The organism is Flavobacterium sp. P1_E4 (assembly GCF_056405915.1).
The window spans coordinates 1-26,850 of record NZ_JBFUBE010000028.1 but is presented as its reverse complement, the minus strand read 5'-3'; the positions used below and the strand labels follow the sequence as shown (position 1 = coordinate 26,850).

15 protein-coding genes and 1 other RNA gene are annotated in these 26,850 nt (G+C 38.2%); 12 read left to right on the top strand and 4 right to left on the bottom strand.

Going from position 1 to position 26,850, the window contains the following annotated elements:
* The first annotated feature begins 196 nt into the window (after window positions 1–196).
* From AC1DY0_RS17345 to AC1DY0_RS17335, 3 genes are read left to right on the top strand one after another with little or no spacing between them, the layout of a single operon-like run.
* Complete coding sequence (locus AC1DY0_RS17345) at window positions 197–3,226, top strand: SusC/RagA family TonB-linked outer membrane protein (RefSeq protein ID WP_477189843.1); 3,030 nt, start codon at window positions 197–199, stop codon at window positions 3,224–3,226.
* Window positions 3,227–3,243: 17 nt separating this feature from the next.
* Complete coding sequence (locus tag AC1DY0_RS17340; protein ID WP_477189842.1) at window positions 3,244–4,662, top strand: RagB/SusD family nutrient uptake outer membrane protein; 1,419 nt, start codon at window positions 3,244–3,246, stop codon at window positions 4,660–4,662.
* Between the two features lie 17 nt (window positions 4,663–4,679).
* Complete coding sequence (locus tag AC1DY0_RS17335; RefSeq protein WP_477189841.1) at window positions 4,680–7,331, top strand: alpha/beta hydrolase family protein; 2,652 nt, start codon at window positions 4,680–4,682, stop codon at window positions 7,329–7,331.
* Window positions 7,332–7,404: 73 nt separating this feature from the next.
* Here the strand turns inward: AC1DY0_RS17335 and AC1DY0_RS17330 are convergent, their stop codons facing one another.
* Window positions 7,405–7,671 carry a hypothetical protein gene (locus tag AC1DY0_RS17330; RefSeq protein WP_477189840.1) on the bottom strand — a complete coding sequence of 89 codons (267 nt, stop codon included), beginning with the start codon at window positions 7,669–7,671 and terminating at the stop codon, window positions 7,405–7,407.
* 106 nt (window positions 7,672–7,777) lie between these two features.
* A complete protein-coding gene (locus AC1DY0_RS17325; protein WP_477189839.1) occupies window positions 7,778–9,259 on the bottom strand; it encodes a DoxX family protein in 1,482 nt (493 codons plus the stop codon).
* A 58-nt stretch (window positions 9,260–9,317) separates the two neighbouring features.
* Between AC1DY0_RS17325 and AC1DY0_RS17320 the strand changes: the two genes are divergently transcribed.
* Window positions 9,318–9,641: a hypothetical protein gene (locus AC1DY0_RS17320; RefSeq protein ID WP_477189838.1), complete on the top strand. Its 324-nt coding sequence runs from the start codon at window positions 9,318–9,320 to the stop codon at window positions 9,639–9,641.
* Window positions 9,642–9,656: 15 nt separating this feature from the next.
* Here AC1DY0_RS17320 and AC1DY0_RS17315 read toward each other — a convergent pair whose 3' ends face one another.
* Complete coding sequence (locus AC1DY0_RS17315; protein ID WP_477189837.1) at window positions 9,657–10,526, bottom strand: AraC family transcriptional regulator; 870 nt, start codon at window positions 10,524–10,526, stop codon at window positions 9,657–9,659.
* Window positions 10,527–11,712: 1,186 nt separating this feature from the next.
* Between AC1DY0_RS17315 and AC1DY0_RS17310 the strand changes: the two genes are divergently transcribed.
* The 8 genes from AC1DY0_RS17310 to AC1DY0_RS17275 all read left to right on the top strand — a co-directional run bounded on the left by AC1DY0_RS17310 (window position 11,713) and on the right by AC1DY0_RS17275 (window position 26,445).
* Entirely contained in the window at window positions 11,713–13,656 is a 1,944-nt protein-coding gene (locus tag AC1DY0_RS17310; RefSeq protein ID WP_477189836.1) for a T9SS type A sorting domain-containing protein, read from the top strand.
* A gap of 105 nt (window positions 13,657–13,761) precedes the next feature.
* Entirely contained in the window at window positions 13,762–14,373 is a 612-nt protein-coding gene (locus AC1DY0_RS17305; protein WP_477189835.1) for a hypothetical protein, read from the top strand.
* 27 nt (window positions 14,374–14,400) lie between these two features.
* The gene (locus AC1DY0_RS17300) at window positions 14,401–23,982 is read left to right on the top strand and encodes a SpvB/TcaC N-terminal domain-containing protein (RefSeq protein ID WP_477189834.1); all 9,582 of its coding nucleotides are present in this window, start codon (window positions 14,401–14,403) and stop codon (window positions 23,980–23,982) included.
* Window positions 23,979–24,566, top strand: a complete 588-nt coding sequence (locus tag AC1DY0_RS17295) for a hypothetical protein (protein WP_477189833.1) — start codon at window positions 23,979–23,981, stop codon at window positions 24,564–24,566. The genes AC1DY0_RS17300 and AC1DY0_RS17295 overlap by 4 nt, the downstream gene beginning before the upstream one ends.
* A gap of 169 nt (window positions 24,567–24,735) precedes the next feature.
* Window positions 24,736–25,134 (top strand): hypothetical protein, encoded by a 399-nt coding sequence (locus AC1DY0_RS17290; RefSeq protein WP_477189832.1) that lies wholly within the window; start codon window positions 24,736–24,738, stop codon window positions 25,132–25,134.
* A complete protein-coding gene (locus AC1DY0_RS17285) occupies window positions 25,115–25,552 on the top strand; it encodes an RHS repeat domain-containing protein (protein WP_477189831.1) in 438 nt (145 codons plus the stop codon). The genes AC1DY0_RS17290 and AC1DY0_RS17285 overlap by 20 nt, the downstream gene beginning before the upstream one ends.
* A gap of 51 nt (window positions 25,553–25,603) precedes the next feature.
* Window positions 25,604–26,050: a hypothetical protein gene (locus AC1DY0_RS17280; RefSeq protein ID WP_477189830.1), complete on the top strand. Its 447-nt coding sequence runs from the start codon at window positions 25,604–25,606 to the stop codon at window positions 26,048–26,050.
* A complete protein-coding gene (locus AC1DY0_RS17275; RefSeq protein ID WP_477189829.1) occupies window positions 26,050–26,445 on the top strand; it encodes a hypothetical protein in 396 nt (131 codons plus the stop codon). The genes AC1DY0_RS17280 and AC1DY0_RS17275 overlap by 1 nt, the downstream gene beginning before the upstream one ends.
* Before the next feature lie 200 nt (window positions 26,446–26,645).
* Here the strand turns inward: AC1DY0_RS17275 and ssrA are convergent.
* Window positions 26,646–26,850, bottom strand: a transfer-messenger RNA (tmRNA) gene (gene ssrA, locus AC1DY0_RS17270); the annotation flags it as partial.

Genomic DNA, 26,850 nt, shown 5'->3' with positions numbered 1-26,850 from the left:
GAAGACTATGATAGTGAGGTTGCTTCGTGCCTCGCAATGATGTAAAACAAATAAATATTTAATTTAAAAACTAAAATGTGTGCCTATGATATAGATAAAAAACTATAATAAATAAGGCCCTCTAACTGTCTGGACAACTGCATAGAGGACCGTAGCTAAACAATAACCGAATATTTAATTTAACCAACCCAATATTATGAATAATTTTTCATTTTCTATGGGTGGAAGGGCTTTTTGTTTCCTGTTTTTTATGGGAGCGATGCTGTCTTTTTCACCTGTTCAAGCCGCTACTTTTCTTCGGCAAGCTATTATAAAGACCCAACAACATCAGGTACAGGGAACTGTGACCGATGGAACCAATCCCTTGGCTGGTGTCAGTATTTCGATACAAGGGAAATCCAATATCTCCACTGCCACGGATTATAGTGGTCATTATACTCTTTCTGTCCCAGCAGATGCTGTTTTGGTTTTTACCTATGTAGGGTATAGAACGCAGACGGTTTATGTGCAAGGGCGCACTACTATCAACATCAGCTTACAGGAAAATACTACCCAACTGCAGGAGGTCAAGATCAATGCGGGATACTATTCCGTAAAGAACAGTGAACGCACCGGGAGTATTTCCAAAATCACGGCCAAAGACATCGAGAAGCAGCCCGTTACCAATGTGCTTGCCACTATGCAGGGGAGAATGGCTGGTGTCGATATCACCCAAGACACTGGAACTCCCGGCGGGGGATTTCAAATAAAAATACGAGGGCTCAACAGCCTGCGGGAAGAGGGGAACGAACCGTTGTATATCATTGATGGCGTGCCTTATTCATCGGAAATCATCGGGTACGGAAATACTACTAGTGGTATACCTACACCCACGAGTCCACTAAACAGCATCAATCCCAATGATATTGAAAGTGTAGAAGTCCTCAAAGATGCCGATGCAACGGCTATCTACGGTTCACGCGGTGCCAATGGAGTGGTTCTTATCAGTACCAAGAAAGGGAAGGCGGGAAAAACTAGCGTGACGGTTTCGGCTTCCTCGGGAATTGGGAAAGTCACCAAAATGATCGACCTGATGAATACCGAGGAGTATCTGGAAATGCGAAGACAGGGTTTTGCCAATGACGGTATTACTATTTATCCCGATTGGGCATATGATATTAACGGAACATGGGATCAAAACCGCGATACCGACTGGCAGAAGGAACTCTTGGGAGGCACGGCGGTAATTACCAATATGCAGGCATCGGTATCGGGCGGTTCTGATTTGACCCAATACCTATTGAGCGGCACCTACCACACCGAAACAACAGTGCTTCCGGGAGATTTTGAGTATGATAAAGCGGCTGTGCATTTCAGCATGAACCACAGCAGTGATGATAAAAAATTCAAACTGCTTTTTTCAACGGGGTACACCTCACAGGACAATGTACAGCCTGAGACGGATATTAGTCGTACGGCGCGAAATCTCGCTCCCAATGCACCCGCCCTTTATGCCCCAGACGGTAGCCTAAATTTTGAAAACAGCACCTTCCAAAATCCGTTGGCAGCACTGCGTGGTATCACCACCGCAAAAACCAATGACCTAGTGGTTAATAGCGTACTTAGTTATCAGATGGCTCCCCAGTGGGAACTCAAAGCCAATTTGGGACTGACGGATTTAAACAATACGGAACAGCGGTTGTTGCCCTCGACGATGTATGATCCCGTTTATAAAATAGGAAGCAACAGATCGGCCATGTTTTCCAACAATACCGAGAGACAATCTTGGATTGTAGAACCGCAGCTTCGCTGGAAGCATGATTTCGGAATCAGTAAAATTGATATACTGGTGGGGGGTACAGCCCAACAGCAAACTTCCTCACGGTTGTACCAGTTCGGGTACGGTTTTGCCAGTAACAGCCAGATTACAGACATCGCTTCGGCCACGCAAAAATCCATTTATGTAAGCGATGAAACCCTGTATAAGTACCAAGCTTTTTTTGGAAGGATTAATTACAATTGGGATCAAAAATACATAGTGAACGTAACGGGAAGGAGGGATGGTTCGAGCCGTTTTGGTCCTGGGAAGCAGTTTGCCACTTTTGGGGCTGTAGGTGCCGCGTGGTTGTTCTCCAAAGAAAATTTCTTTAAGGAAAATACTGTTTTGAGTTTTGGAAAGCTTCGGGCAAGTTACGGGAGTACGGGCAGCGACCAGATAGGTGATTATCAATATCAGGATACCTACGTTTCGTCCGGTTTAAATTACAATGGCGCCATCGGTCTGGATCCCACACGACTGTACAATCCGGATTTCAGTTGGGAAATTAATAAAAAACTGGAGGCGGCGTTAGAAATGGGTTTCTTTGAGGATCGGCTATTCTTTACGGCGGCTTGGTACAGAAACAGGTCTTCGAATCAACTGGTCGGGATTCCTTTGCCTGGGACGACGGGATTCAGTTCTATTAATGCTAATTTGAATGCGACCGTACAAAATATGGGTTTGGAATTTACCCTTCGAACAGTAAACTTTGAAAACGCCAATTTTAAATGGTCCAGCAACTTTAATATCTCGGCTTCGAATAACAAACTGCTTTCTTTTCCGGGACTCGAAGGCTCTACTTATTCCAATCGTTATGTCATCGGAGAACCAACAAGCATTGTAAAGACGTATCAGTTTAATGGGGTAAATCCGCAAACAGGACTTTATGAAGTTGAAGACGTTAATAAGGATGGTGTGATTAGCTCCTTGGGAGACAAAAAAACTATTGTGGATCTCACGCCAGAGTATTTTGGAGGTTTGGAGAACCAGTTTCAATATAAAAACTGGCAATTGGATTTTTTGTTCCAGTTTGTAAAACAGCAGAATTACGACTACAATCCCAACGGTCCAGGGGGGCTTTTCGTCAATCAACATTCGGACATGACAAATGCATGGCAGCACGCAGGAGATCAGGCTCCCTTTCAGATGAATACGACGGGTGAAAATGGGGATGCCGTAAATGCCTACTATCATTATGTGGACAGTAATGTCACTATTGTGGATGCGTCGTTCATTCGGTTAAAAAATATTGCGGTAAGCTATGACTTGCCGTTGCAGGCCATCAAAGGAGTTCACTGCAAACTGTCGCTACTGGGACAGAATGTATTGACGTTTACCCCATACAAAGGGGGTGATCCCGAATTTAAATATACCGCCTACCTGCCACCGCTAAAAATAATTACCGCAGGGGTTCAGCTTACTTTTTAACCTTAACACATACCGCCATGATCAATAGACTTACTATTTTTAAAAAGCTACTTCATACAAGTGCTAAATATATGAATAACAATATGTGTTTGCTGCTGACCCTTTGTCTGACACTGGGCGGTTGCGACAATTTTGTCGAAGTGGATCTTCCGGCTTCGCAGCTGACAGCCAAAACCGTATTTGAAGATGCAGGAACTGCCAAAGCGGCTATGGCCGGTTTGTATGCCAAAATGAGAGATGGCGGGATATTGACCGGTAATTCATCGGGGGCTTCTTGTTCTCTTGGGCTCTATGCCGATGAATTTGATTACTACTACCAATACTCGGTGAATAATTTTTATACCAATTCGCTATTTCCCGGGGATAATGGGGTAAACGATATCTGGAGCAAGAGTTACAACCAGATTTATTGTGCCAATGCGGTTCTTGAAGGACTTGATAATTCCACTGCCATAGCGGAAGCGGATAAAAATCAATTGCGTGGTGAAGCGCTTTTTATAAGGGCACTTCTTCATTTTTACCTGTTGAATCTGTATGGCGATATTCCCTATATCACCACAACGGATTATACGCAGAACAGTAAAGTGTCAAGACTGTCAGCCGAGAAAGTCTATAGCTTGATTGTGATTGACTTAGATAAAGCTGTTGAATTGCTATCTGAGGATTATGTTTCGGCTGAGCGTATTATTCCCAATAGGAGCGCAGCTACAGCGCTTTTAGCAAGGGTCTATTTGTATATGGGACTGTATCCCGAAGCTTCCAATGCGGCCTCTGCCGTGATTAATAGTCCACTGTATACTTGGGAAACCGATTTGGATAAAATCTTTCTTAAAGAAAGTACCACCACCATCTGGCAATTTATGCCGAATACGGCCGACAGCAATACTATTGAGGGGAATCTGTACATTTTTACTTCTGGGCCACCACCCGTGGTGGGACTTAAACCGGATTTTGTAAATGCTTTTGATGCGGGCGACCAGAGAAAAACACATTGGACTACCGAAGTGACAGATGGAGTCTCAACGTGGTATCATGCCTCAAAATACAAACAGGCATCGACGACCCCAAGCTCGGTGGAATATTCAATTGTATTTCGTTTGGCAGAGCAATATCTGATTCGCGCTGAGGCCAGAGCCTATCAGGGCGAGCTGATTGGTGCCAAAGAAGATTTGAATCTAATTAGGACCACGGCAGGGCTTCCCCAAACTACAGCAGTGACGGGAGAGGAAATTATAGATGATATTTTGAAGCAACGCCGTTTTGAACTGTTCACTGAATTTGGGCACCGTTTTTTTGATTTAAAACGAAGTGGAAAACTGGACGAGACCTTGTCTGCTTCCAAAGCTGGATGGAATACTGAAGATGCCCTATGGCCACTTCCTGCGCTTGAATTGAACTCCAATCCGAATTTGAATCCCCAAAATCCGGGATACTAAAAATAAGTATTAAAAATATGATGCTATTCAAAAGAAAAATGGATTTCGAATGTTCGAGTCTGGTATTGGCATTTCTTTTATTGTTGCTGTCCTGCCCCGTTATGGGGCAGGCACAACAAAAGAAGTCATTAACCGAGGACGACTATGGAAGATGGGGAACACTAGAGGTAAAAGGGATTTCCGATTGTGGAAAATGGGCAAGTTATGCCATGCACTATGAAAGCCATAACGATACTTTGTTTGTGCAAAACACCGCCAAAAACAAAAGTTATGCCTTCCCCAAAGGGAATGACGGCCAATTTGGAGGGGAACAAATCTTCGCTTTTCTGGCTCCAGAATCCAAATTAAAGGTTTTGCAGCTACGGAAAGGCAAAATTTCGGGATATGAGCATGTCAAGCGGTATGAATTGGCAAATGATGGTCGGTATATAATCACCTTTAATAAAGCTTCTACTGAAAAAAGCCTGATGCAGATTCGCAATCAAAATGGAAAGGTGATTGACAGTGTTTTTGATGTCTGTGAATATGCATTGGATACCAGCAAGGATGCGCTGGTGTATGCCAGCAGTCTGGCGGGGCATAATGAGGTGGGGATTATCCATTTTGTACCGTATTCCCGTGTTGTGGTGTCAACAGCAAACAATACCCATTTTTTTAATTTGACTTGGGATAAAGGCGCTAAATCATTGGCTTTTTTGCAAGAGACAGATTCTGTTGCCAAGGCAATTACCGTGAATTATTATAGAATTGCCGATAAAAAAGTATTCGCGTTGGATTATGCTTCCAAAGTGGGCTCAAAGGATATAGAAGTTTTCAAAAGGAACACATTTGCCATTTCGGATGACGGGACAAAAGTATTTTTTATGGTTACGAAAAAGAAGGAACCAAATGCAACAAAAAAAACAGATGCCCCCGAAGTCTGGGAGGGTACTGATAAATGGCTTTATATAGACAGACAGCGTCAGCAAGCTGAGGGGGATATTCCCAAAGTGGCGGTTTGGTATCCCGATAGGTGTGAATATTTACAAATCAGCGACGATGAGTTGCCGGCAATTATGCTGAGCGGGCAGCAGGACTATGCTATTGGCTACAATAAATTTTCCTATGGACTGCAATCCAAATTTTATGAGGAAGCGGATTTTTATCTAACCCATCTAAAGGACGGTTCCAAAGAGCTGATACTGAAAAAGCAATCTGTTGATTTGAACCAGATGGGATTTGATCCTTACAGCAACAAAATACTGTATTATCGGGAAAGCAATTGGTGGGTTTACGATCCTGTTGCAAAAACGCACATGAACCTTACCAAAACAGTGATAACCCGCTGGGACAACTACAATGCTGCTGATGCTCCCCATCAATTTGGGGCCTATGGCAATCCGGGTTGGAGTTCTGATGGGAAGAACGTTTTATTGTATGATGCCAATGATATTTGGCTTGTGGCTATTGATGGTTCTTCTTGCATCCGACTAACCAGAGGACGGGAGAAAAACATGGTTTTCAGGATAGCTCCCACTGAATATGACTGGCGCTGGCAGGGTAACTATGACGGAAGGAAAGCGACCATTTTTGATCTGTCCAAAGATATGTTGCTTGAAGCAAAGAATACGCATAATTGGTCAACAGGGTATTTTATTTACAACATACAAGTAGGAGAAAAGCCGCTGATATATGGTCCCAGTAAAATAGATGAAATCCGCAAGAGTAAAAATAGTAACTATATTTTCCAGAATCAAACTTTTAGCCAGCCGCCGCGAATTGAATTCAGGAAAAAGGATGATATTGTTTCCAAAATTCTGTTTGAATCCAACAGGCAGCAAAATGAGTATTCTTTTGGTAAATCAGAATTACTGCATTACAGCAATAGTAAAGGGCAAAAATTAAAAGCGGCGCTGTTCTATCCCGCCGATTATGATCCCGCAAAAAAATACCCAATGGTGGTGCATATCTATGATGTGATGTCCCGTGAACTTCATCAGTATGTCAATCCCAGTTTCTTGAATCGGGATGGTTTTAGCGTGACCAATTATACGCTCAATGGTTATTTTGTGTTGCTGCCCGATATCGTATACCAGATGGGTAATCCGGGAAGTTCGGCCGTTGAGTGTGTAACTGCCGGAGTCAATGCGGTTGTGGAGAAAGGTTTGGTTGATAAGAACAAAATAGGTTTGTATGGGCATTCTTTCGGGGGGTATGAAACCAATTTTATTATTTCGCAGACCAACATTTTTTCGGCTGCTGTTTCCGGAGCCGGAGTGAGCGACATCATTTCCTTTTACTTTAATATCGGTGAGAATGGCAGTTTTCAGACCGATATGTGGCGATTTGAAAATCAACAGTTCCGCATTGGAAAATCGCTGTATGAAGACAAAGAAGCCTATATCCGTAACTCTCCCATTATGCATGCTGAAGACGTGAGAACACCACTGTTACTGTGGGCAGGCAAAAATGATAGGATCATTCCCTGGAATCAGAGCATAACCTATTATCTGGCGCTTCGAAAATTGGGGGTAGAAACTGAGATGCTGGTCTATCCTGACGAAGACCATTCACTGGAGAATGCAGACAATCAGAAGGATCTTAGCAGGCGAATGATGGAATGGTTTGATTATTTATTGAAAGGGGAAGCTGAATTGAAAGCAGCATCGAAAGAAACTTCGGCTGAATAAGAAACAGATAAAAAAATAATGCAGTTCCTTTTTTTAAGAAACTGCATTACTTTTCATCCAAAAAAGGATTTACCTAATTGCGGTGCAATTGTTGGTTACAGGAAGTTTGACTTCCGCCATAGGCTGTAACTGTTCCGCTAAGACAGGTAAGACCTCCTCCTACGCTACAGTCAACATCAGGAACTTTTAGACAGTCGTTCACTGTCGGATTGTGAATGAAAGCCGGAATCAAAACATCAGCTTTGCTTACTTCTGAAGTGTTAGTACTTACAGCACCCGCACTGGCCAGAGCAAATGCTGCTATAGGCAGCACAAATGCTCTTAAAATGGTTGTTTTCATAATAGTAAAAATTTAAATTAATAGAATTTGATCTACTCTTTTCTACAGGTTTTCGATCGATACTCCTGTCACCGGCCGGTATCTTTTTAATGCCATTTATAGGCCCTTATTTAATTTTTGATTGGATTCTTTTTCCGTATCCATATTTGAGCAGATAATGTCCCGAAAGGATATACATCGCTGAATCGCTAGCGAAAAAGTTTTTCATTCGCCCCACTTCTTCATCATACACGTAAAAACTTAAAAGATAGGTTCGTTTTGAAAGATCATAAACGTCTACTACAGTGGCATACTTCCATACGTCAATCTCTTCATATTTTCCTCGTAATAACGAATTGACAAAAAGTAAGTTGCCTTGCACGGTTGTATGACGGTTCACTATATAGGGAGGTGCTGCCAATTTTATGTCCCCGGATTGTTTCAACTTTACTACCTTTAGTTTTGCTTTGGTAGTGGTGTCAATGGTGTTGGCTCGATGCTCAACAACAAGATTTTCGTCTGTAATACTATATTGGTTTCGGTAGTAGTAGGTGTAAATTAATTTGTGTAATGTTGCACTATACTGCAGTGTCCCATCGGTATCAAAAATTCCTTCCATCTGTTTTTGCAATACCTGTGGATTGTATTTGATTTTTGGGTTGACATAGTCATAGGAAACCCCCAGAATATTTTCTCCTGTTGGAGGCTTTTGGGTTCGAAAAGCCAGTTGTTTATCATTCATGAAGATGATGTCTGAGAAATAGAATTTATTCTCACTGATAACTTTCGCTTTCCAATTAGAAATTAATCCTCTGTAAATAACAGGTACTGTTCCGTCAATCACATAAAAATACGGAGCACTTATCCGAACTTCGACTGCCTTAAAATTAAAATTTTCACGGTCCAATTGTATGGTGTGTTTCTTTTTACTTTTTAAATTGGAATCAATTTCAAGAATCTGAAGAGGAGCTAAACGGTTGGCTAAATAAATTTTGCTTTTATCTGTACCGGCAACATAATAGGATGGGTTTTTCAAATCAATGCTTGCCACCTTGGCGGCAGTCGCCTGTGGAAAACGTCGAATAAAAGGGTTTTCTTTTTGCATAATATCTTCGGAAAAAAGGAATAGTCCCGTAATCACCAAAACACTTCCTAAAGCTAAAATTGATAAGCGAATCAGAATGCGGTTGCTTATGCCGTATAATAGAATTGCAACTATTGCTAAAAACAAAAATGCGATATTAAAAATTAGATGTTGCGTCCATCCTAGTTTTTCCAGAATACCACCGCATGAGCAGGGAACAAAATAACTGAAATGGAGTATGATGACAATATAGGCGGTGAACATACTCATTAAGGCCACTGCCGCCCATAAAGCAAAATATCTAAATCTGGGGATACTCAGTAAAACAGCTATAAGCAGTTCCAGAACAATTACGGCAACAGATGCAAAATTGGCAAAGGGACTTAAAAGTGGAGATTGTCCCAACTGGGCTTGAAAGTTTTCAAAGTCTAAAAATTTGCTGACTGCTGCATATACAAAAAGCAGAATGTAGAGATAACTGATGCATGCTGTGATTTTATTTGTTTGGGAGATAGATAGTTTCATGGTGTTGTTTCTTTTGTGTTGTAAAATTCTGTTTATTAAAGTAATAGCTGTTTGCGTATTGGGAATATCGGTATGCAAAAGGGGAGTTCGGTCTGAAGAGGAAAGAAGAAAGAAGCAAGAGACAAGAAGCAAGAGACAAGAAGCAAGAGACAAGAAGCAAGAGGAAAGAAGCAAGAGGAAAGAAGCAAGAGACAAGAAGCATGAGAAAAGAGGCAAGAGACAAGAAGCAAGAGGAAAGAAGCAAGAGGAAAGAAGCAAGAGACAAGAAGCAAGAGACAAGAAGCAAGAGACAAGAAGCAAGAGAAAAGAGGCAAGAGACAAGAAGCAAGAGACAAGAAGCAAGAGGAAAGAGTTTTTTTGCTGGTTGTTTGCTATCACTTGAGTTTGAGTTAAGAGTTTAAGCAGTATTATTATCTTCTGTGTTATGGCGTTTCAGTTCGCTGGGGGAGTAGTTATATCGCTTTTTGAATGCTTTGTAGAAGTTGGTGTAGTCATTGTAGCCGCTGATAAATGCGATTTCCTTTAATGGGATGCTTGTTTGAAGAATGAGAAGGTGTGCTTTTTTTAGTCTTTCGTCAGTATAGAATTGATAGATGCTGGTGTTGAAAAAATACCTGAAACTGTCTTTTAATTTGAATTCGTTCACATTGAACATTTTTGATAATTCGTTTGTGCTTGGCAATGGGGTTTCTAAGTTGTTTAAAATGTAAGTTCGGACATTTTGAATGAGGACTGCATCTGATTGGGTTTGGTCGAGCTTATTTACCGTGCTGGTTGTTTCCGGTGCGATGTCCTGAAGAATTGTTGTTATGGAACTGATGATAATAATATTGCTGTACAAAAGCTTTGAAACTGTACAGTAGGAGGGGATGAGGTGCTGACTTGAAGTAATAAATATGAAATGGACGGTTTCATGCGTTGTTTTGTTGCCTGATGCCTCCGCTTTAATGAGTTCCCATAGGGGAATGGAGTGTTTGGACAGTATTTCATGAAAGCCTAATTCTAAAAGTTTGTCTGGCTTGTATTCCAAAAGGGTAGGTACTTGAGCACTGAAGCTCTTTACTGTGAAGTTTTTGTCTAGAATTATGGTTGTCTGAACCAAACTTTGGTATGTGTAATGTGGATTTATATATCCCAATTGTGAAGCTAATAATTCCATTTTTTCGGCAACCGTATTGAGCATTATCATGAGCTCATCCAACTCATTATTCTTATCCTCCAATTGCAGCCTAAACGTATGATTGCCAGTTGCCATTTCGAACAGCATCTGATGTATATTTTTAATCTTTTGTTTGACTTGGCTGTTCATCTGATTGAATTACTGGAGTAGTATATTCTCTTGGTAGAGGAACAAAATTATATCAGATTATTTATAGAAACTAAAGGTGTGGTGTTCAATTCGGGAATTGAATAGGGAAGGAGAGGGAGATAGTAGAAGGCAGGTTGGAGAAGCAAGAGGTGAGAGGAAAGAAGCAAGAGGAAAGAGGTGAGAGGTGAGAGGAAAGAAGCAAGAGGAAAGAAGTGAGAAGTGAGAGGAAAGAGGTGAGAGGAAAGAAGCAAGAGGAAAGAGGTGAGAAGTGAGAGGAAAGAGGTGAGAGGAAAGAAGCAAGAGGAAAGAAGCAAGAGGAAAGAAGCAAGAGGAAAGAGGTGAGAGGTGAGAGGAAAGAAGCAAGAGGTGAGAGGAAAGAAGCAAGAGGTGAGAGGAAAGAGGCAAGAATGGATTTTATTTTTAAATTATAAATTTTGAATTGCTTCGCCAATTCGCTATGGTTGGGATTTAAATTTTGAATGGGGAGTTTAAGCGGTATTATTATCTTCTACTTATGACGCTTTAATTCACTAGGCGAATTGTTGAATCGTTTTTTGAATGCTTTGTAGAAATTGTGAAGCGTTTTTTTTTATGCTTAAAAATGACCTTATTTTTGATTTTTTGGATATGTAAATAAAAATTACATCAATGGAATATGAAAAAAAGGCTTTGATATAAAAGTCGATCCAAGTCTAGTAAAAGAAGTATTAAGTTAGGATTTATTTGGAGCCACTTTTAAATTGTAACATATTTTGCTTAAAAACAACCTTCTTTGTTAAAAGTTGTTTTCGTCGTATTTGCAATCCAATTCTTCTTTAGATTTTTGGAGAGAAGCTGTATTAGTTTTGTTTGTGAAAGAAACTAAATACACGTGGGTTTGATTACTAAGATTTGATAATAAGATAACCTTAGTTAGCCTAAGGTGTAACTGTTATTTTTTGTTTTAACAAAAAAAAAGTTAATAAAAAATATTTTTTATTAATAAATAATGTCGTTAAATCAAAAAAAGTTTATAGCTTCGCAGTAGAATTCTTATAAAATTTATAATTATTCTTTTCGTATCTATTTAAGAAGAAGATAAAATGCCAGCGGAAATAGATAAGAAATTTCATTTAAATCCCAAATTTAACTGATTCTATAGCCTATGAAACAAAGTTACTATCTTCTGATGGTTAGTTTTTTTACAATTATTTGTAATGGACAAACTAAAAATTCTCCAACACACCGACTTAACAAAAGTAATTTAAATGACTTGCTAATAAAAGATCAGGTCGAGTTTACTTATATTACCGGTGCTGACCCAGACAAGGGAGAAACCTTAATTAATTTTAATCCCATTATTTTAGATTACAGTAAAGCAAGCTCTTTGCGGATAAAACAAAATATCGAAGAACTCTCAAACGCAACCTATTTTACCGTTTATGTTTCCGACAAAGTTTTGCCTGAACAAGAATTATGGAGTGTTAAAGCTGCGAATTCAACCGTTAATTTGACCAATCTAAATGTTGTAAACGGGAAAGAAATGATTCCTTATGAAGGGGGCAAATTAGATGCGCCTACTTTAAACTCGTACACAAAAACTTTTGATGCAAGAAACAAGGAAAATAATGCGACAACTTTTTTTGAGTTCGGGAATTTTTCTGGAAAAGAAAAAAAAGCTTCAAAAGGGGTTTTGGCAGAATTAGTCATTTATAACACAGTGTTAAGAAACAAAGTTAAACAAGCTGTAGAGACAGGATTGGCATTGAAATATGGTATAACGTTAACAAACTCTAAGGACTATCTTTCATCTGAGAAGAAAATTATTTATGCGGTTGAAGAAGGTTCCATTTTTGCAAACCGTATAGCGGGGATTGGCAAAGACGATGCTCTTGAACTAAATCAGAAACAATCTCACAGCACACAAATAGAAGGTATAGTTACCATTGGTGTTGATACAATTGCTAAATCCAATCAGGAGAATAAGGGAGTTATTGAAGATAAAAATTTTTTGGTATGGGGAGATAATAATGCGCCATTAGCAGGAAGTACTTCAACGGATAACTCTTCATTGCCACTACTGCAAAGAAAATGGTTAATAAAAGCGACAGGTTCTAATTCTTCAGAACTATCTACAGTACTTCAGTTTGATGCAAATACAATTTTTAACGATTTGAATTTAGATTTAAAAAGGTATTTATTGGTAGTTGACAAAAGTGGGAAGGGAACTTTTTTGCCCGAAAATCTGGAATATGTCTCTGCTTCGAAGGTAGATGGAACTGTATTGACATTCAATAATGTGAAATGGGATACTGATAAATCTGGAACAGACGTTTTTACATTTGCAATAAGTAGTGAATTGGAAGTCGCTTTAACTGAAGAAAAACCAGAGATTTGTACTTCTGGCGCTAATGGTGTCTTAGATTTTAATGCTATTGGAGGAGTAGCCCCATATACTTTCGAATTGCTTAAAGATTCTCAGGTAGCAGCGAGTTGGGAGAGTAAAGATGGTACTTTTCCGGATAATAAAATTTCAAAATTAGGAACAGCCAATTATACATTACAAGTTACCGATAAGGCCGAATCAAAAAAAGATGTGTCTTATTTGCTTACTAATCCAGAGCCAGTAACGGTTGACTTGGGAGTAGATAAGTACTTGACTTCTGAGCAAGCGGAAATAATATTGGAGCCTATAGTCACTTCAAATGAACAAGACTTAAAATACCTTTGGACTTCTGATAAAGGTTTCTCGGGTGATTCAAAGAATGCCACAATTACTGAGGCAGCCACTTATACATTAACGTTGACGACAGAAAAAGGTTGTACAGCGTCTGATTCTGTTACAGTAAATCCAAATTATGCCACTTCATTTGTACTGTATCCGAATGAATCTTTGGATGGAAATTATAATATTTCGATCATCCTGACTGAACCGCAAGATTTTACAATTATGGTATTTGATACATCTGGGAGATTAGTATCGACTACTAAGGCAAGTAATAAAACAAACCATATCATTCGCGGAAAGCGAATTGGGTCTTCGGGAATTTATGAAGTTTTTATTTTTAATGAGAAGTTTAAAATAACCAAGAAACTCATAGTCAAATAACTTCAGTATCCATATTACCAAACCAGTAAACCTTATTAAAATATTACCGAATGATTCGTTGTGATAAAACGAATCATCATAAAACAATATCAAATTATGAAAAAAATGATACTTGTCTTTTTGTTGTTTTCTTTGAAAGTCATTTCTCAAGGTTTTCACGAAGGCACAATAAACTATCTTAATGGAGATAGTAAAAAAGGGATATTAGAGATGACTTCAGATGTTGTAAAATTCAAAGACAGGGATGGTGGAAAAACCATAAAAATAGATAATGCATTAATAAAGAATGTGGTTTTTAAATCTAGTACGGGAAATAAATATGTAATAGAGAGGATAAAAAGACAAGTAGGAACAACTAAAAGGTATGAAGATGCTTGGCTACAATTATTACAAGAAGGATATTACAATTTATATGTTTCAGGAGACGGTTATTCCTTTGATAAAGAGGGTAACCTAAGCTTAACAAGCAGTTATGTGACAAACCGCACATTGCCTTATTTTGTCTATTGTATTAAAAAATTTGATGAAGAGAATGCTATGTTCTTTAGTATGACTTCGGGTATTGGAACCGAACGATTTTTTAGAAATAGTTGTAAAAAATATTTATCTGACGATGTTGAATTAATTGCAAGAGTTGAGAATAAAGAGTTTAAAAAGCTTGAAGTAGAGTCTGTGATAGATCTATATAATAAATTCAAGAAGAAAAAGAAATCGTAAAGAATAGCCAATCAAAATAAAACATAGATGAAAAAAAAATATTTCTTATCAATACTACTTGTTTTCAACGTACTATTATGTGGGGCAATAACAAAAACAGAGAAAAAAAATTTAAAAGCAAAAAAGACCACAACAAGATATTATGCTTCCTCCCACAAAGAAGGTTTTATCGGGACATTTGATGACAAACCTTTAGATAGTCCTGCTGATAACGTTTTTACGGTTTCGGTAAGTGAGTTACCTGCGGCAGATGAGCAGGTATTTTTAACGTATGAGCTTTATGGAATTAGTAATCATACTGGTATTTCCAGAAGTATTAATAATCAATTTTCTGTTGGAGGGTATTTTGTTAACAGAAATAACTCCTGGCAACTACAGGAAGAACAATTAAAGACAGAATGGTTAAAGAAAGGTGCAAATAGCATTCGTTTTACACTTCCAGATCTAGCTAAATACAATTACCGAGTTAGAAACTTAGGAATAGTTATTAAAAAAGTGGGGCTACAGGGCAGAAGTATTGTTGTCAATCAACCTGTTACGAAAGAGTATAATAATGGTTTTGGTTATGTCAAAGGTTTTATTCAGGGGAAAGGTAGTGCACAAGCCGATGTATATGTGGATGGGGTACAAATAAAAACTCTTGGCTCCGAATTTGAGGCCCTTATACCAAGAAAGTCAGCCCAAACCGTTTGGGGGGCAACTCTAAAAATTGTTTATGCAGATGGTCAAATTATTGAAAAACAATTAACTTATACAACGCCGGTTACTCCAGATTTTCAAAATAAAATTGCTGTTCGTTCTGCACATTCTGTTGTAAGCGAATATACTCCCGAGAAATTATTTCAATTACAGTTAAAAGGTGCTGCAATTGCAATAGAACCACAATCACTAGTAAACAAAAATAATATTTCTTTTACGGCTTTACGCGATATAGATTTACCTGCCTTAGATGGGATGATTGTAAACGTGACTAAAGATTATCAAGGATATAGACTATCAACCCAGGGAAAACAATTCAAAAAGGAAGCTAAAATCTCTTTGGAATTTGATTCGAGTAAAATTCCTGATGGATATACTGAACAAGATGTAAAAACCTATTATTTCGATGAGGTAACCAAGCATTGGATAGCTTTAAAGAAAGACAGTCTCAACGCTACAAGTAAATTAATTGTTTCAAAATTAATGCAAGGAGGAGATTTGATAAATGGAGTTATCAAAGTTCCTGAATCACCTGAAACCGCTGGGTTTACTTCAACTTCAATTAAAGATATTAAAGCAGCCAATCCATCAGTAGCGGTAAACACAATCAATCCTCCTTCAGCGAACAATATGGGTAATGCCAATTTAGGGTACCCTATTGCCTTACCTGCCGGTAGACAAGGGATGCAACCACAATTAGGTATTCAATATAACAGTGCTGGTGGTAACGATTGGTTGGGTGTGGGCTGGAATTTAAGTGTTCCGTCAATCAGTATTGATACCCGTTGGGGAGTTCCTCGTTATGATGGTAGTGCAGAAACCGAGACTTATTCTATGTCAGGAGAACAATTGGCTCCAGTGGCACACAGAGGTGATTTTATTCCAAGGCAAAGTGAAAAACAATTTTACCCAAGGATTGAGGGAAGTTTTAATAAAATTATACGTCATGGTGATAATCCAACCAATTATTGGTGGGAGGTAACTGATAAATCAGGTTCTAAATACTTTTACGGGGGAACTACTTCAGAAGGAATAGATGACAATGCCGTTTTGAAAGATGCTGATGGGAATATTGCACATTGGGCATTGGTTGAAACTAGAGATTTAAACGACAACTTTGTTCGCTATCATTATGAAAAAGTGGAAGATGTAGGAGTTCAAGGCGGAAGTGTGATGGGGTATAACAATTACATCGATAAAATAACCTATACAGGAAGTGGAAGCAGTGAAGGAAAATATGAAGTTCTATTTACTCGTGACAGGGAATTGAGCGAGCCGAAAAGAACAGACATCAGCATCAATGCACGCTATGGCTTCAAACAGGTAACAGCTGATTTATTACGCAAAATAGAAGTAAAATTTGATGGACAAAATATTAGAAGTTATGAGTTAACGTACGTTCAAGGTGCTTTTTATAAAACGTTATTAAGTAAAATAACCGAATTTGATTCATCAGGCGCAGAATTTAACCACCATGATTTTGACTATTTTGACGATGTAAAATCTAAGCAAGGCTATCAGCCCTATGCTTCGGAAGAAAGTTGGAATCCGCAAAATGATGATGTAAAAGGTGACTTCATAGTAAGAACGGGTGATTTTAATGATAACGCTTCCGCTATAAGTGGTTCTAAAACATCAGGAGGAGGTTTTGGACTGGCTTTAACAGTTGGAGGCGCATATGGTTCATTGTATAATAAATTACAATCCGTTGGAGGTAATTTTGGGTTTAGCCAAAGTAAAGGGGAAGGGATGTTATCCTTAATCGATATTAATGGAGATAATCTGCCAGACAAGGTTTATACAAATGAGGGTGTAATTAAATTTAGACCCAATCTTTCAGGTCCTAATGGTACGGCAGTTTTTGGTGAAGAGGAGACCGTTTTTGGGGTAAACAACTTTTCTACTTCAAAATCAGAAACCTTTACTTATGGAATTGAGGCACATTTTGGTGTATTTATTGGTTTACAAAAGACCGATACAAAAAACACAGTGAAAACTTATTTTTGTGATGCGAATGGGGATGGATTAATGGATATTGTACACAAAGGAATCGTGTATTTTAACCATTTAAATAATGGAATTCCGAGCTATACACAATCAAGTAGTGATACACCAAGTGCCATAGGTTCATCAACTACTGGGATTGATCCAGATTTAATACAAATTGACCCGCAGGAATTAGAAAAATTAAAAGATCAATTTCCGTTACACGATGTAGTACGTGTATGGAAAGCACCTTATGCAGGAAAGATTGCTGTTAGTGCTCCAGTGGCTTTAAACTCGGGTTTCCAATCAAAAGACGGAGTACGTGTGGCTATTCAGCACAAAGCAATCGAGTTATGGAGTGCCACTATTCCAGCAAATGATTTTACAGTTCAAACTCCAATTTTAGATTCTATTGCTGTAGCAAAAGGGGACCCTATTTATTTTAGAGTACAATCTATTGAAAATGGGGAAGATGATGTAGTAGATTGGAATCCAATAATTACCTATGCACAACATACTACCGTACTAATAGATGCTAATAATTTGCCAATATATCAGCAGAAGGCATCAAATGGATTTATTGTATCGGCTAATCAAAGTTTAGGTATGCCAATTGATGGGAGTATTGCTATTGAAGGAGTTTTTGAAAAACCAGTTACATCTGATGATGTGACGGTGGCAATAATTAAAACTGATGTAAACGGACAAACGCAAGTAGTATGGCAAAATACTTATTTAGCTACGCAAACAATAAATCAGCCGATCAATATAAATCTTAGTGTACTAAAAGAAGAAGGATATTCATTTGTAGTAAATTCAGATTCAAATATTGATTGGAAGGCACTAAAATGGACACCTAGAGTATATTACACTACTTCTACAGACCCTAATTTAACAACAGTTACCAACCCAGATGGGAGCGCTATGCTTGAATTTTTTCCAGTGGTAAATTATGGTTTATACGCAAGATCTATCAAGCCTACCAATTCTTGGAAAGCTCCTGCGGATATGTCAGTAACTTTCACTCCTCAGATAGCACTTAACATACTTCAAAGCCCGCTTCTTGATGGACAGGTAGTATTAACCATAAAAAAGAATAATACACTAATTGCTAAACAAAGTATTACAATTGATGATGATGTAGCAATTAATGCAACCCCTATCGTGGTAAATGTAGCAAAAGACGACGTCCTTTATTTTGATATTCATACAAAAGACATAGCTGTAGGAGAAAAAATTTCAGTTTCCAAATTAATCGCAGTAATCGATAACGCTAACAACGATACGTTTATAATAGAATCTGGTCTTGCTACTACAGATACTTCAGTAATTTTTGGACCAATGTACCAAAATTGGGGACAATTTGGTTATAATGGGAATAGAGACAGGGCTAATCAGCCTATAAATGAATCAGAGTTAAAATTAGAATCTTCTAATCAAGGAAGCATTAATTTGGACAGTGCTTCTACTCCGGAACAAATGGAAGAATCATATGGTAATCAAGGTGGGCAAAATGTAAGTGATGCAAAGTTTATTATGATGTTCCCCGATAATGTGAATAAAATCTGGAAAGGTCAGGATGATAAACATTGGGTAGCCGAAAGTAAAATGTCTGCTTCACGCTTGGGGATGGACGATTTAACTATCGAAAATCCGGCAACTAATGGAGGAGCTGGAGCTAGAGGTATCGATAAAATCACAAAATCTTTTAGTTTAGGGTTTAGCGCAGGTGTAAGCGGCGGTGCGGGAAGTGCCGGCGGAAGTACTGCTTCCGGTGAAACTAAAAATATTACCGATTTTACCGATTTAAATGGTGACAGATATCCTGACATTGTAACCGAGGATAAAGTACAGTTCACCAAATCGAATGGAACATTTGAGAGTAATGCTAGAAATGTGGGTACAGGTTATTATGAAAAAACAAATCACAGTTCTATCGGATTATCAGTAAACGGTAGTCCTACGATGTCAAAATCAATGATTAGTGTTTCTGTACCGGTCGGAACAGCAGATTCAACACCTGTTTATGATGATAATTGTAACATTGTTGGAGCAACCAAAGAAAAAGAAGCGTCAAACTCACTGGGAATCAGTGCGAGTGTGTCTGTTAATAAAGAAGATTCATCACACACTTTCTTAGACATCAATGGAGACGGGCTACCAGATAAAATCTATAAAGGAGGAGATGTTGCTTTGAATTTAGGCTACAAATTTGCTCCAAGAGAAAGATGGAACTTTAGCACGATTCGTGATGGAAAAGGAGAAGACTTTAGTGCTGGTTTAGGAATTAGCCTATATGATAATAGTATTTCTGGAGGAATTGGTCTTAATATGTCATTAGCTCATGCTAAAACCGCCGTACAGGATATTAACGGTGATGGCTTACCGGATTATTTTGATAAGGACAGTCATGTGGTTTACTTAAATACCGGAAACGGATTCATTCAGGCTTCTTGGAGTGGTATTGATGATATACAGGAGAGCATATCTGTAGGGGAATCGGCAAACGTGGCATTCACTGTTTGTATACCTATTCCGCTTCTTGGAATTAGGATTTGTGTTAATCCAAGTGTAAACGTAAGTCATAGTGCCAGTAAAGAAAAAATCAATTATTCAGATATTGACGGTGATGGTTTTCCTGATATTTTAACATCCAAAAAAGACAACGAATTATTTGTTAAACGTTCTACCATAGCCCGTACCAATCTATTGAAAGAAGTAAAACGACCAATGGGAGCCAGCTTCACTATGGATTATGCTCGTATTGGTAATACTTACGACCACCCTAGTGACGTTTGGGCACTGACTAAAGTGGAGCTCAAAGACGGTTTCAATGGCGACGGGCCTGATACTATGGTCAGTACTTTTGAATATGAAAACGGAAAATACGACCGTCACGAGCGTGACTTCTACGGATTCAAAACCGTGAAGAGCCATCAACTGGATACACAAAACAGCGATGCAATTTACCGTACCGTAGTTCAGGAATTCATTAATGATAATTATTACGAAAAAGGAAGTCTGCAACGTGAAGTATTGGAAGATGCAGGCGGAAACGTATTTACCGAGACTCTAAATACATATGAGTTAAAAGACATTGATAACGGAGCGGTACTGCCAGCAAGTTTTAAAACGAGTGACACTGGCAAAGCATTTCTAGCTTCTGTAAAAACAGAAAAGAATTTCTATGAGGGTGCTGCAATAGCGCAAAAAACAACAAGCAGCACATACGAATATGATACTTTAGGAAATGTAACCCATTTTACCGACTTTGGAGATGCGGGTACTGATGATGATATTTCATCGACCATTACCTATCATAATGTGCCAAGCAAATACATCATGGCAACGCCTAGCAGTGTTATTGTTACCGGAAACGGGCAAACGATGCGTAAGAGCGAAACAACACTCAATATGTCAACGGGAGATATTACCCAAATCCGTAAGTTTTTAAAAAATGGTGTTTCGGCAAAATATGATCTAGAGTATGACAACTATGGTAATCTTAAAAAAATTATCCGCCCTGAGAATGCCAATGGTGAGCGTTTGGATTTTCAATATCAATACGACCCTGAGGTTCATACCTACACCATCAATGTGACAGATGGTTATGGCTATAGTTCAAGTTCAACTTACGACTATAAGTTTGGTCAAATGTTATTGAATACCGATTTAAACGGTAATGAAATGAGTTATGAAATCGATAAATTAGGACGTATCACAACCATTACAGGACCGTTCGAGTTGGAAGCAGGAAAACCGTATACAATTGCGTTTGAATACCATCCCGAAGCAGCCATGCCATGGGCAAAAACCAAACACTATGATCCAGCACACCCTGAAAATGATATCGAAACCGTAACCATAGTCGATGGTTTGGCACGTAGCATACAGGTCAAAAAAGATGTCGATTTATATACTGCACCACAGTCAGCAGATGAAGAACACATGGCGGTATCGGGCCGAGTAATGTACGATGCATTCGGTCGAGCAATCGAGAGTTATTATCCCGTAAGCGAACCCAAAGGAAGCGAGGCTGTTTTCAATCAAGCTTTCGATAATATTACACCAACCAAAACAACTTATGATGTATTGGATAGGACCCTAACGGTGACCTTGCCAGATAATGCTGTAAGTAGTATGGTTTATGGTTTTGGAAATGACCGTGATGGCGCTTTACAGTTTAGTACCAAAGCGACCGATGCCAATGGTATCTGGAAAGAAAGTTATACCAATGTACGTGGCTTAACCAAAGCAGTGCAAGAGCAATATAGCCAGGGCAGTAACGTTTGGACAAGCTTTAATTACAATGCCATCAACGAACTGCTAATTGCCAAAGACGATCAAAACAACGAAATCCAATCAGAGTACGACTGGCTCGGTCGCCGTACCCAAGTAGTGCATCCTGATGCCGGTACCTCGACTTTTGAGTATGATTTGGCTAATAACATGACTAAAAAATTAACTGCCAATTTAAGTGTAGACAATACGCCTGTAACTTATGCGTACGAAAAAGAGCGTTTAATTGCGATTGAGTATCCTCAAAACCCAGTGAATAATGTAAAATATACTTATGGAGCAGAAGGAGCCAGTGATAATCGTGCTGGTCGTATTGTAATGCAAGAAGATGCCACGGGTGGGCAAGAGTTTTTCTACAACCAGTTGGGGGCTGTTACTAAAAACATTCGTACGATTTTAGTACCGGGAGCTTCATCGCTCACGTACCAGACCGAATGGAAGTACGATACCTGGAACCGTGTAACCGAAATGTTGTACCCTGACCAGGAAAAAGTGACCTACAATTACAACTTGGGTGGACTGCTGCACAGTATGAAAGGCGTAAAAGCGGGAACCGAATACAAATATGTAACTCAATTAGGCTATGATAAATTTGAGCAACGGACCTATTTAAGCTACGGGAACGGTACCGAAACTTTTTATGATTATGAGCCAGAACGCCGCAGGTTGCATAATATGATAGCTGAAACAGCTGATAACCGCAAAATGATGGATAATGTCTATACCTACGATAAGGTAAACAACATTTTAAGATTGCAAAACAATGCCGAAATCCCAGCGAGCAACCTCATGGGAGGACAAACCGATTATAACTATACGTATGATGATTTGTATCAATTGACCACTGCCACGGGAAGTCACAAAGGGAGCAATCACGAGAATAAGTACAGTCTTGCCATGAAATACAACTCGGTGCACAGTATTGTCAAAAAAGAGCAGCTGCATCAGTTTAAAGGTTATGACGAAACCAACTGGAGCCCACGTAATAAAACAACCTATAATTATGACTATGCTTACGGACAAACCCAGCCACATGCACCAACGCACATAGGCGAACAAACCTATACTTATGATGCTAACGGGAACCAAACCGGATGGACACACGACGTGAGCGGGCAACAACGCCAAATACTATGGGATGAAGAAAACCGCATCAAAGCCATTGCCGATAACGGACAGTTGTTTAGTTATGTGTATGATGCTGCGGGTGAGCGTGTATTAAAAAGTAGCGGAGGAGGGCAAACCGTAGCCATAAACGGAAGCAAAAAGGCAGGAAAAGGCAGCATAGGTAATTTTACTATTTATGTAAGCCCGTATGTAGTGCTGCGCAACAGTATGGTAACCAAGCATTTTTATATCGAAAGCCAACGTGTTGCCACCAAACTAGCAGAAAGCAACGAAGGATTGCTGCAAAACAAAGCAGGAGGGAATAAAATAGATTATACTGGCAAACAAGCCCAATTGCAAGGCTATTTCAGTAAGCAGTATGCTGATTTGGATATTGAAATTGAGAAAGTAGATGGCACTCCTTCTGGTAATAGTGGTCAAACCCCACCTAATGGAAATGCTTATGGTCAAGGAAATGGAAATGGAAACAATGGAAATGGAAACGGTGGTGGAAACGGCAACGGTGGTGGAAATAGCGGCAATGGAAACAATGTAGAAGCCTTTGTTTTTTACTACCACCCAGACCATTTAGGAAGTTCTTCATATATTAGCGATGCCAATGGTGAAGTTACCCAGCATTTGGAGTATTTTGCATTTGGAGAAACGTTCTTAGAAGAGCACTCTAATACTGAGAGCACTCCTTACTTGTTTAACGGAAAAGAGTTGGATGAGGAAACGGGGCTGTACTATTATGGGGCTAGGTATTATGATGCTAAAACTAGTGTATGGCAGAGTGTGGATCCGTTGGCGGAAAAACTTCCTCACTCTTCTCCTTATGCATATTGCTTGAATAGTCCAGTGAATATGGTTGATCCTGATGGGGCATTTCCAGAACCTTGGGTAATTAAAATATTTGAAAATAGATGGGGTAAAGCAAATAGCATTAAATTCTCGAATGCAATTTATTCTCAGATGAATAAATCTTGGAATCAAAGTTTTGATAAAAACAGAACGTCAACAGAAAGAGGTGCTACATTAACCGTAAATAGATCAAAAAAAGAATTTGAGTTTGTAAATGTTGGCGGGAATGGTTCTACTTCAGGGACTTTCAATCCTAACATTGTTATTGAAAAAAAGAAAAATATTTTAATTGGAACTTTTCATACACATCCATATGGTAAAAATGATGGAGCCTGGGATGGAGCCATTATTCCCTTTTCAGGTGGGGATTTTGCAACAATGGATGATTTTGACGAAGCAGTTAGTTTAAACCAAAGTGGTAAAAATGTTTATGCTTTGGTGATGACATCTAAAACACCAACAAATCTCGATTCTGCCGATGGTTTTTATCAAAAAGAGTTTGATACTGAATATGCTAAACAAATTAAAAATGGGTCAAGCAAAAAATCAGCAGCTGAAAGAGCGGGTGAACGTGCTGTAAGAAAGACAGCAAAGCAATATAATATGATGTATTTCAAAGGCGAAAATGGAAAAGAACTTAAAAAACAAAAATTATGAAGATTATGATGTACTTAATGATTACTATCCTGTTTTTTTCTTGTAATAAAAATCCAAATCCAGAAAATATATATACATTAGTATTTATCGATAAGGAACTTAAGGAAGAAATATTTATAACAAATAAAAAAATAAACGTTAGTGTTTATTATGAAGATGTTAAAATATTGAGCACTATCCTTAAAACTGATTCATTAGAATTAAATAATTATAACGAAACAATTATTAACCTATCAAAAAATATAATAAATGATTCATCAAATGTTTTTCTTAAAGAAGGCTCAAAAATATCTTTTTTAAAGAATGATGAATACTTAAAGAGATGTATTTTAAAATTTGATGAAGCAGTACAATTGACGAATAAATTAAATGATGTGGCTATTGCAAAAGTGAATTCAGAAATTGATATGAAAAATTTCGATAAAGCATTTAAGATTGCGGAGATGTCAGTTTATTTAAGAAGGCCTTTTTATAAAGGATCTTTCAAGGATGACAGGCATCTTAAGATTCTTTCTCAGAAGTCTCTATTCGAAGAAAAAGGAAAACAAAAAGAAGCTATTGATAACTTATTAAAACTAAATTAAAGAGGCTCCGTTGGCGGAGAAGTATCCTAGCCCGCTCCGATCCCAGAAGAGTTCTTTAAAAAAGTGGGATGCTAGGCAAAGTCTCATGACTTTTTTAAAGTTCTTAAATGACCTAAACGTAATAAAAGTCTCCCGACTTTTTGCGAAAACATCTTTAAGAATCCCGTTCGTGAGCACAGGTAAAATCAATAAAGGAAGCCACTTCTGTAATGGGAGTGGCTTTTGGTTTTTATTTGGTTTGCTGCAAACCAAAGCAGGAGGTAATAAAATAGATTATACCAATAAACAAATCCAATTGCAAGGCTATTTCAACAAGCAATATGCCGATTTAGATATTGAAATTGAGAAAGTAGATGGTACTCCTTCCGGTAATAGTGGTCAAACCCCATCTAACGGAAATGCTTATGGTCAAGGAAATGGAAATGGAAACAATGGAAATGGAAACGGTGGTGGAAACGGCAACGGTGGTGGAAATAGCGGGAATGGCAACAATGTAGAAGCATTTGTTTTTTACTACCATCCTGACCATTTATCTCATTGGTTTATATTTGTCAGAGGAATTCGATGAACTTTGTTTAGGAAGTTCTTCGTATATTAGCGACGCTAATGGTGAAGTTACCCAGCATTTGGAGTACTTTGCTTTTGGTGAGACGTTCTTAGAAGAGCACTCTAATACAGAGAGTACTCCTTACTTATTTAATGGAAAGGAATTGGATGAGGAAACAGGGCTTTATTATTATGGGGCTAGGTATTATGATCCTAAAACGAGTATATGGCAAAGTGTGGATCCGCTGGCAGAGAAATTCCCGAATGCTTCACCTTATAATTACACGCTGAATAATCCAGTGAATATGATGGATCCTGATGGGAGAAAGCCTATTCCTGTACAAAATCTTTTAAATGTAATAAATGCTGTAACTAAATTAAAAACATTTGAACGAGCTTGGAAAAATTCTGGTCATGGAAATAAAACAGTAGAAGAATGAGGATTTACAATTACTACTTCAAATGACAATAAATGGCATATTGGGAGGAATTTGCATACAGATCATGAAGACGGTTCTGTTAGCCGTAATTCAAATATACCCTCTACTGAAAAATTGATAGGATATGCACACACCCATCCTTATAACAAGTCCGATGGTGCTCCATTAGGAGCTGGCTTTTCTCCATCTGATATTTCAAATTTGAGAAAAAATTCTTCACAAGGCGGTTTCTTCACAATGGTTGAAGCAGGTAATAAAAGATATGCTGCTGTGATTTCTGATCCAGAATTAGCAACAAAATTTTTTAAAAATAATTCAAAAACAGAAATTCAAAGTAAGATGGACTCAGTCCGATCTGACCCCAATAACTCATCATTAAGTTTTCAAGAAGGAATTGATAAGGCTTTGATAGGGACTTTTGGAAATGGTTCTAAAAGTGGAATAACAATATTTGTTACAAATGACAAGAAAAAGGAAAATTTTAAACCATTAAAATGATGAGAACAATTATTATATTTTTTGTATTGAGTATTTTTTTAAGTTGTAATTCTCAAGTTTCTAAAAATGAAAAGCATAACAATAATATTGATAGTTTGGGTATAAAAATTGATGATTGTAAAAATTATATTGGCAAAGAGATCAAGTTATTTTTAAAAGACTCTAATTTTTCAGAGTATAATAGAATTTTAATAATTGATTCTAAACCAGGAAAGGCGTCAAGTATAATGCTAGAGTATGATGAAAATATTGAAATCGAATTGTTTCCAACAGAATTTAAACATATGAATTCTTTTGATCCGAAAGCAAAATGGGATATTGAGAAATTTAAGTTAGAAACTATTGAGAAAATTAAAATATATAAAAAAGGAAGGGTCATTGAAGAATTTAGATAAATAAACCCAGCTGACCCGAGCGTCCCGCTCGTGAACACAATAAGATTAAATAAATACAAGCCCCGAAATTTGGGGCTTTGTTATTTTACATCCTACAGTAAACCTGGAAGAGTGTCTTTATATTTTTTTTTGGAAACAAAAGCATCAAGAATAAAGCCTGTAAATCCTAAGATTTACAGGCTTTATGATTTGAAATAAATTTGTGGAATCGCCGGGAATCGAACCCGGGTCCAAACAAGCAACCAAAGAGCTTTCTACACGCTTATTTCCTGAATGGATTTTCGACTTGGAGTTAGGTCAGGAACAACCGCTCTTTGCTTAGCTTCTTTAATTTCAAAATCCACCCGAAGCATATGGAAATCTAGGTTTAAATTTACGATTTACCTTTATCGACCGCTATAAACC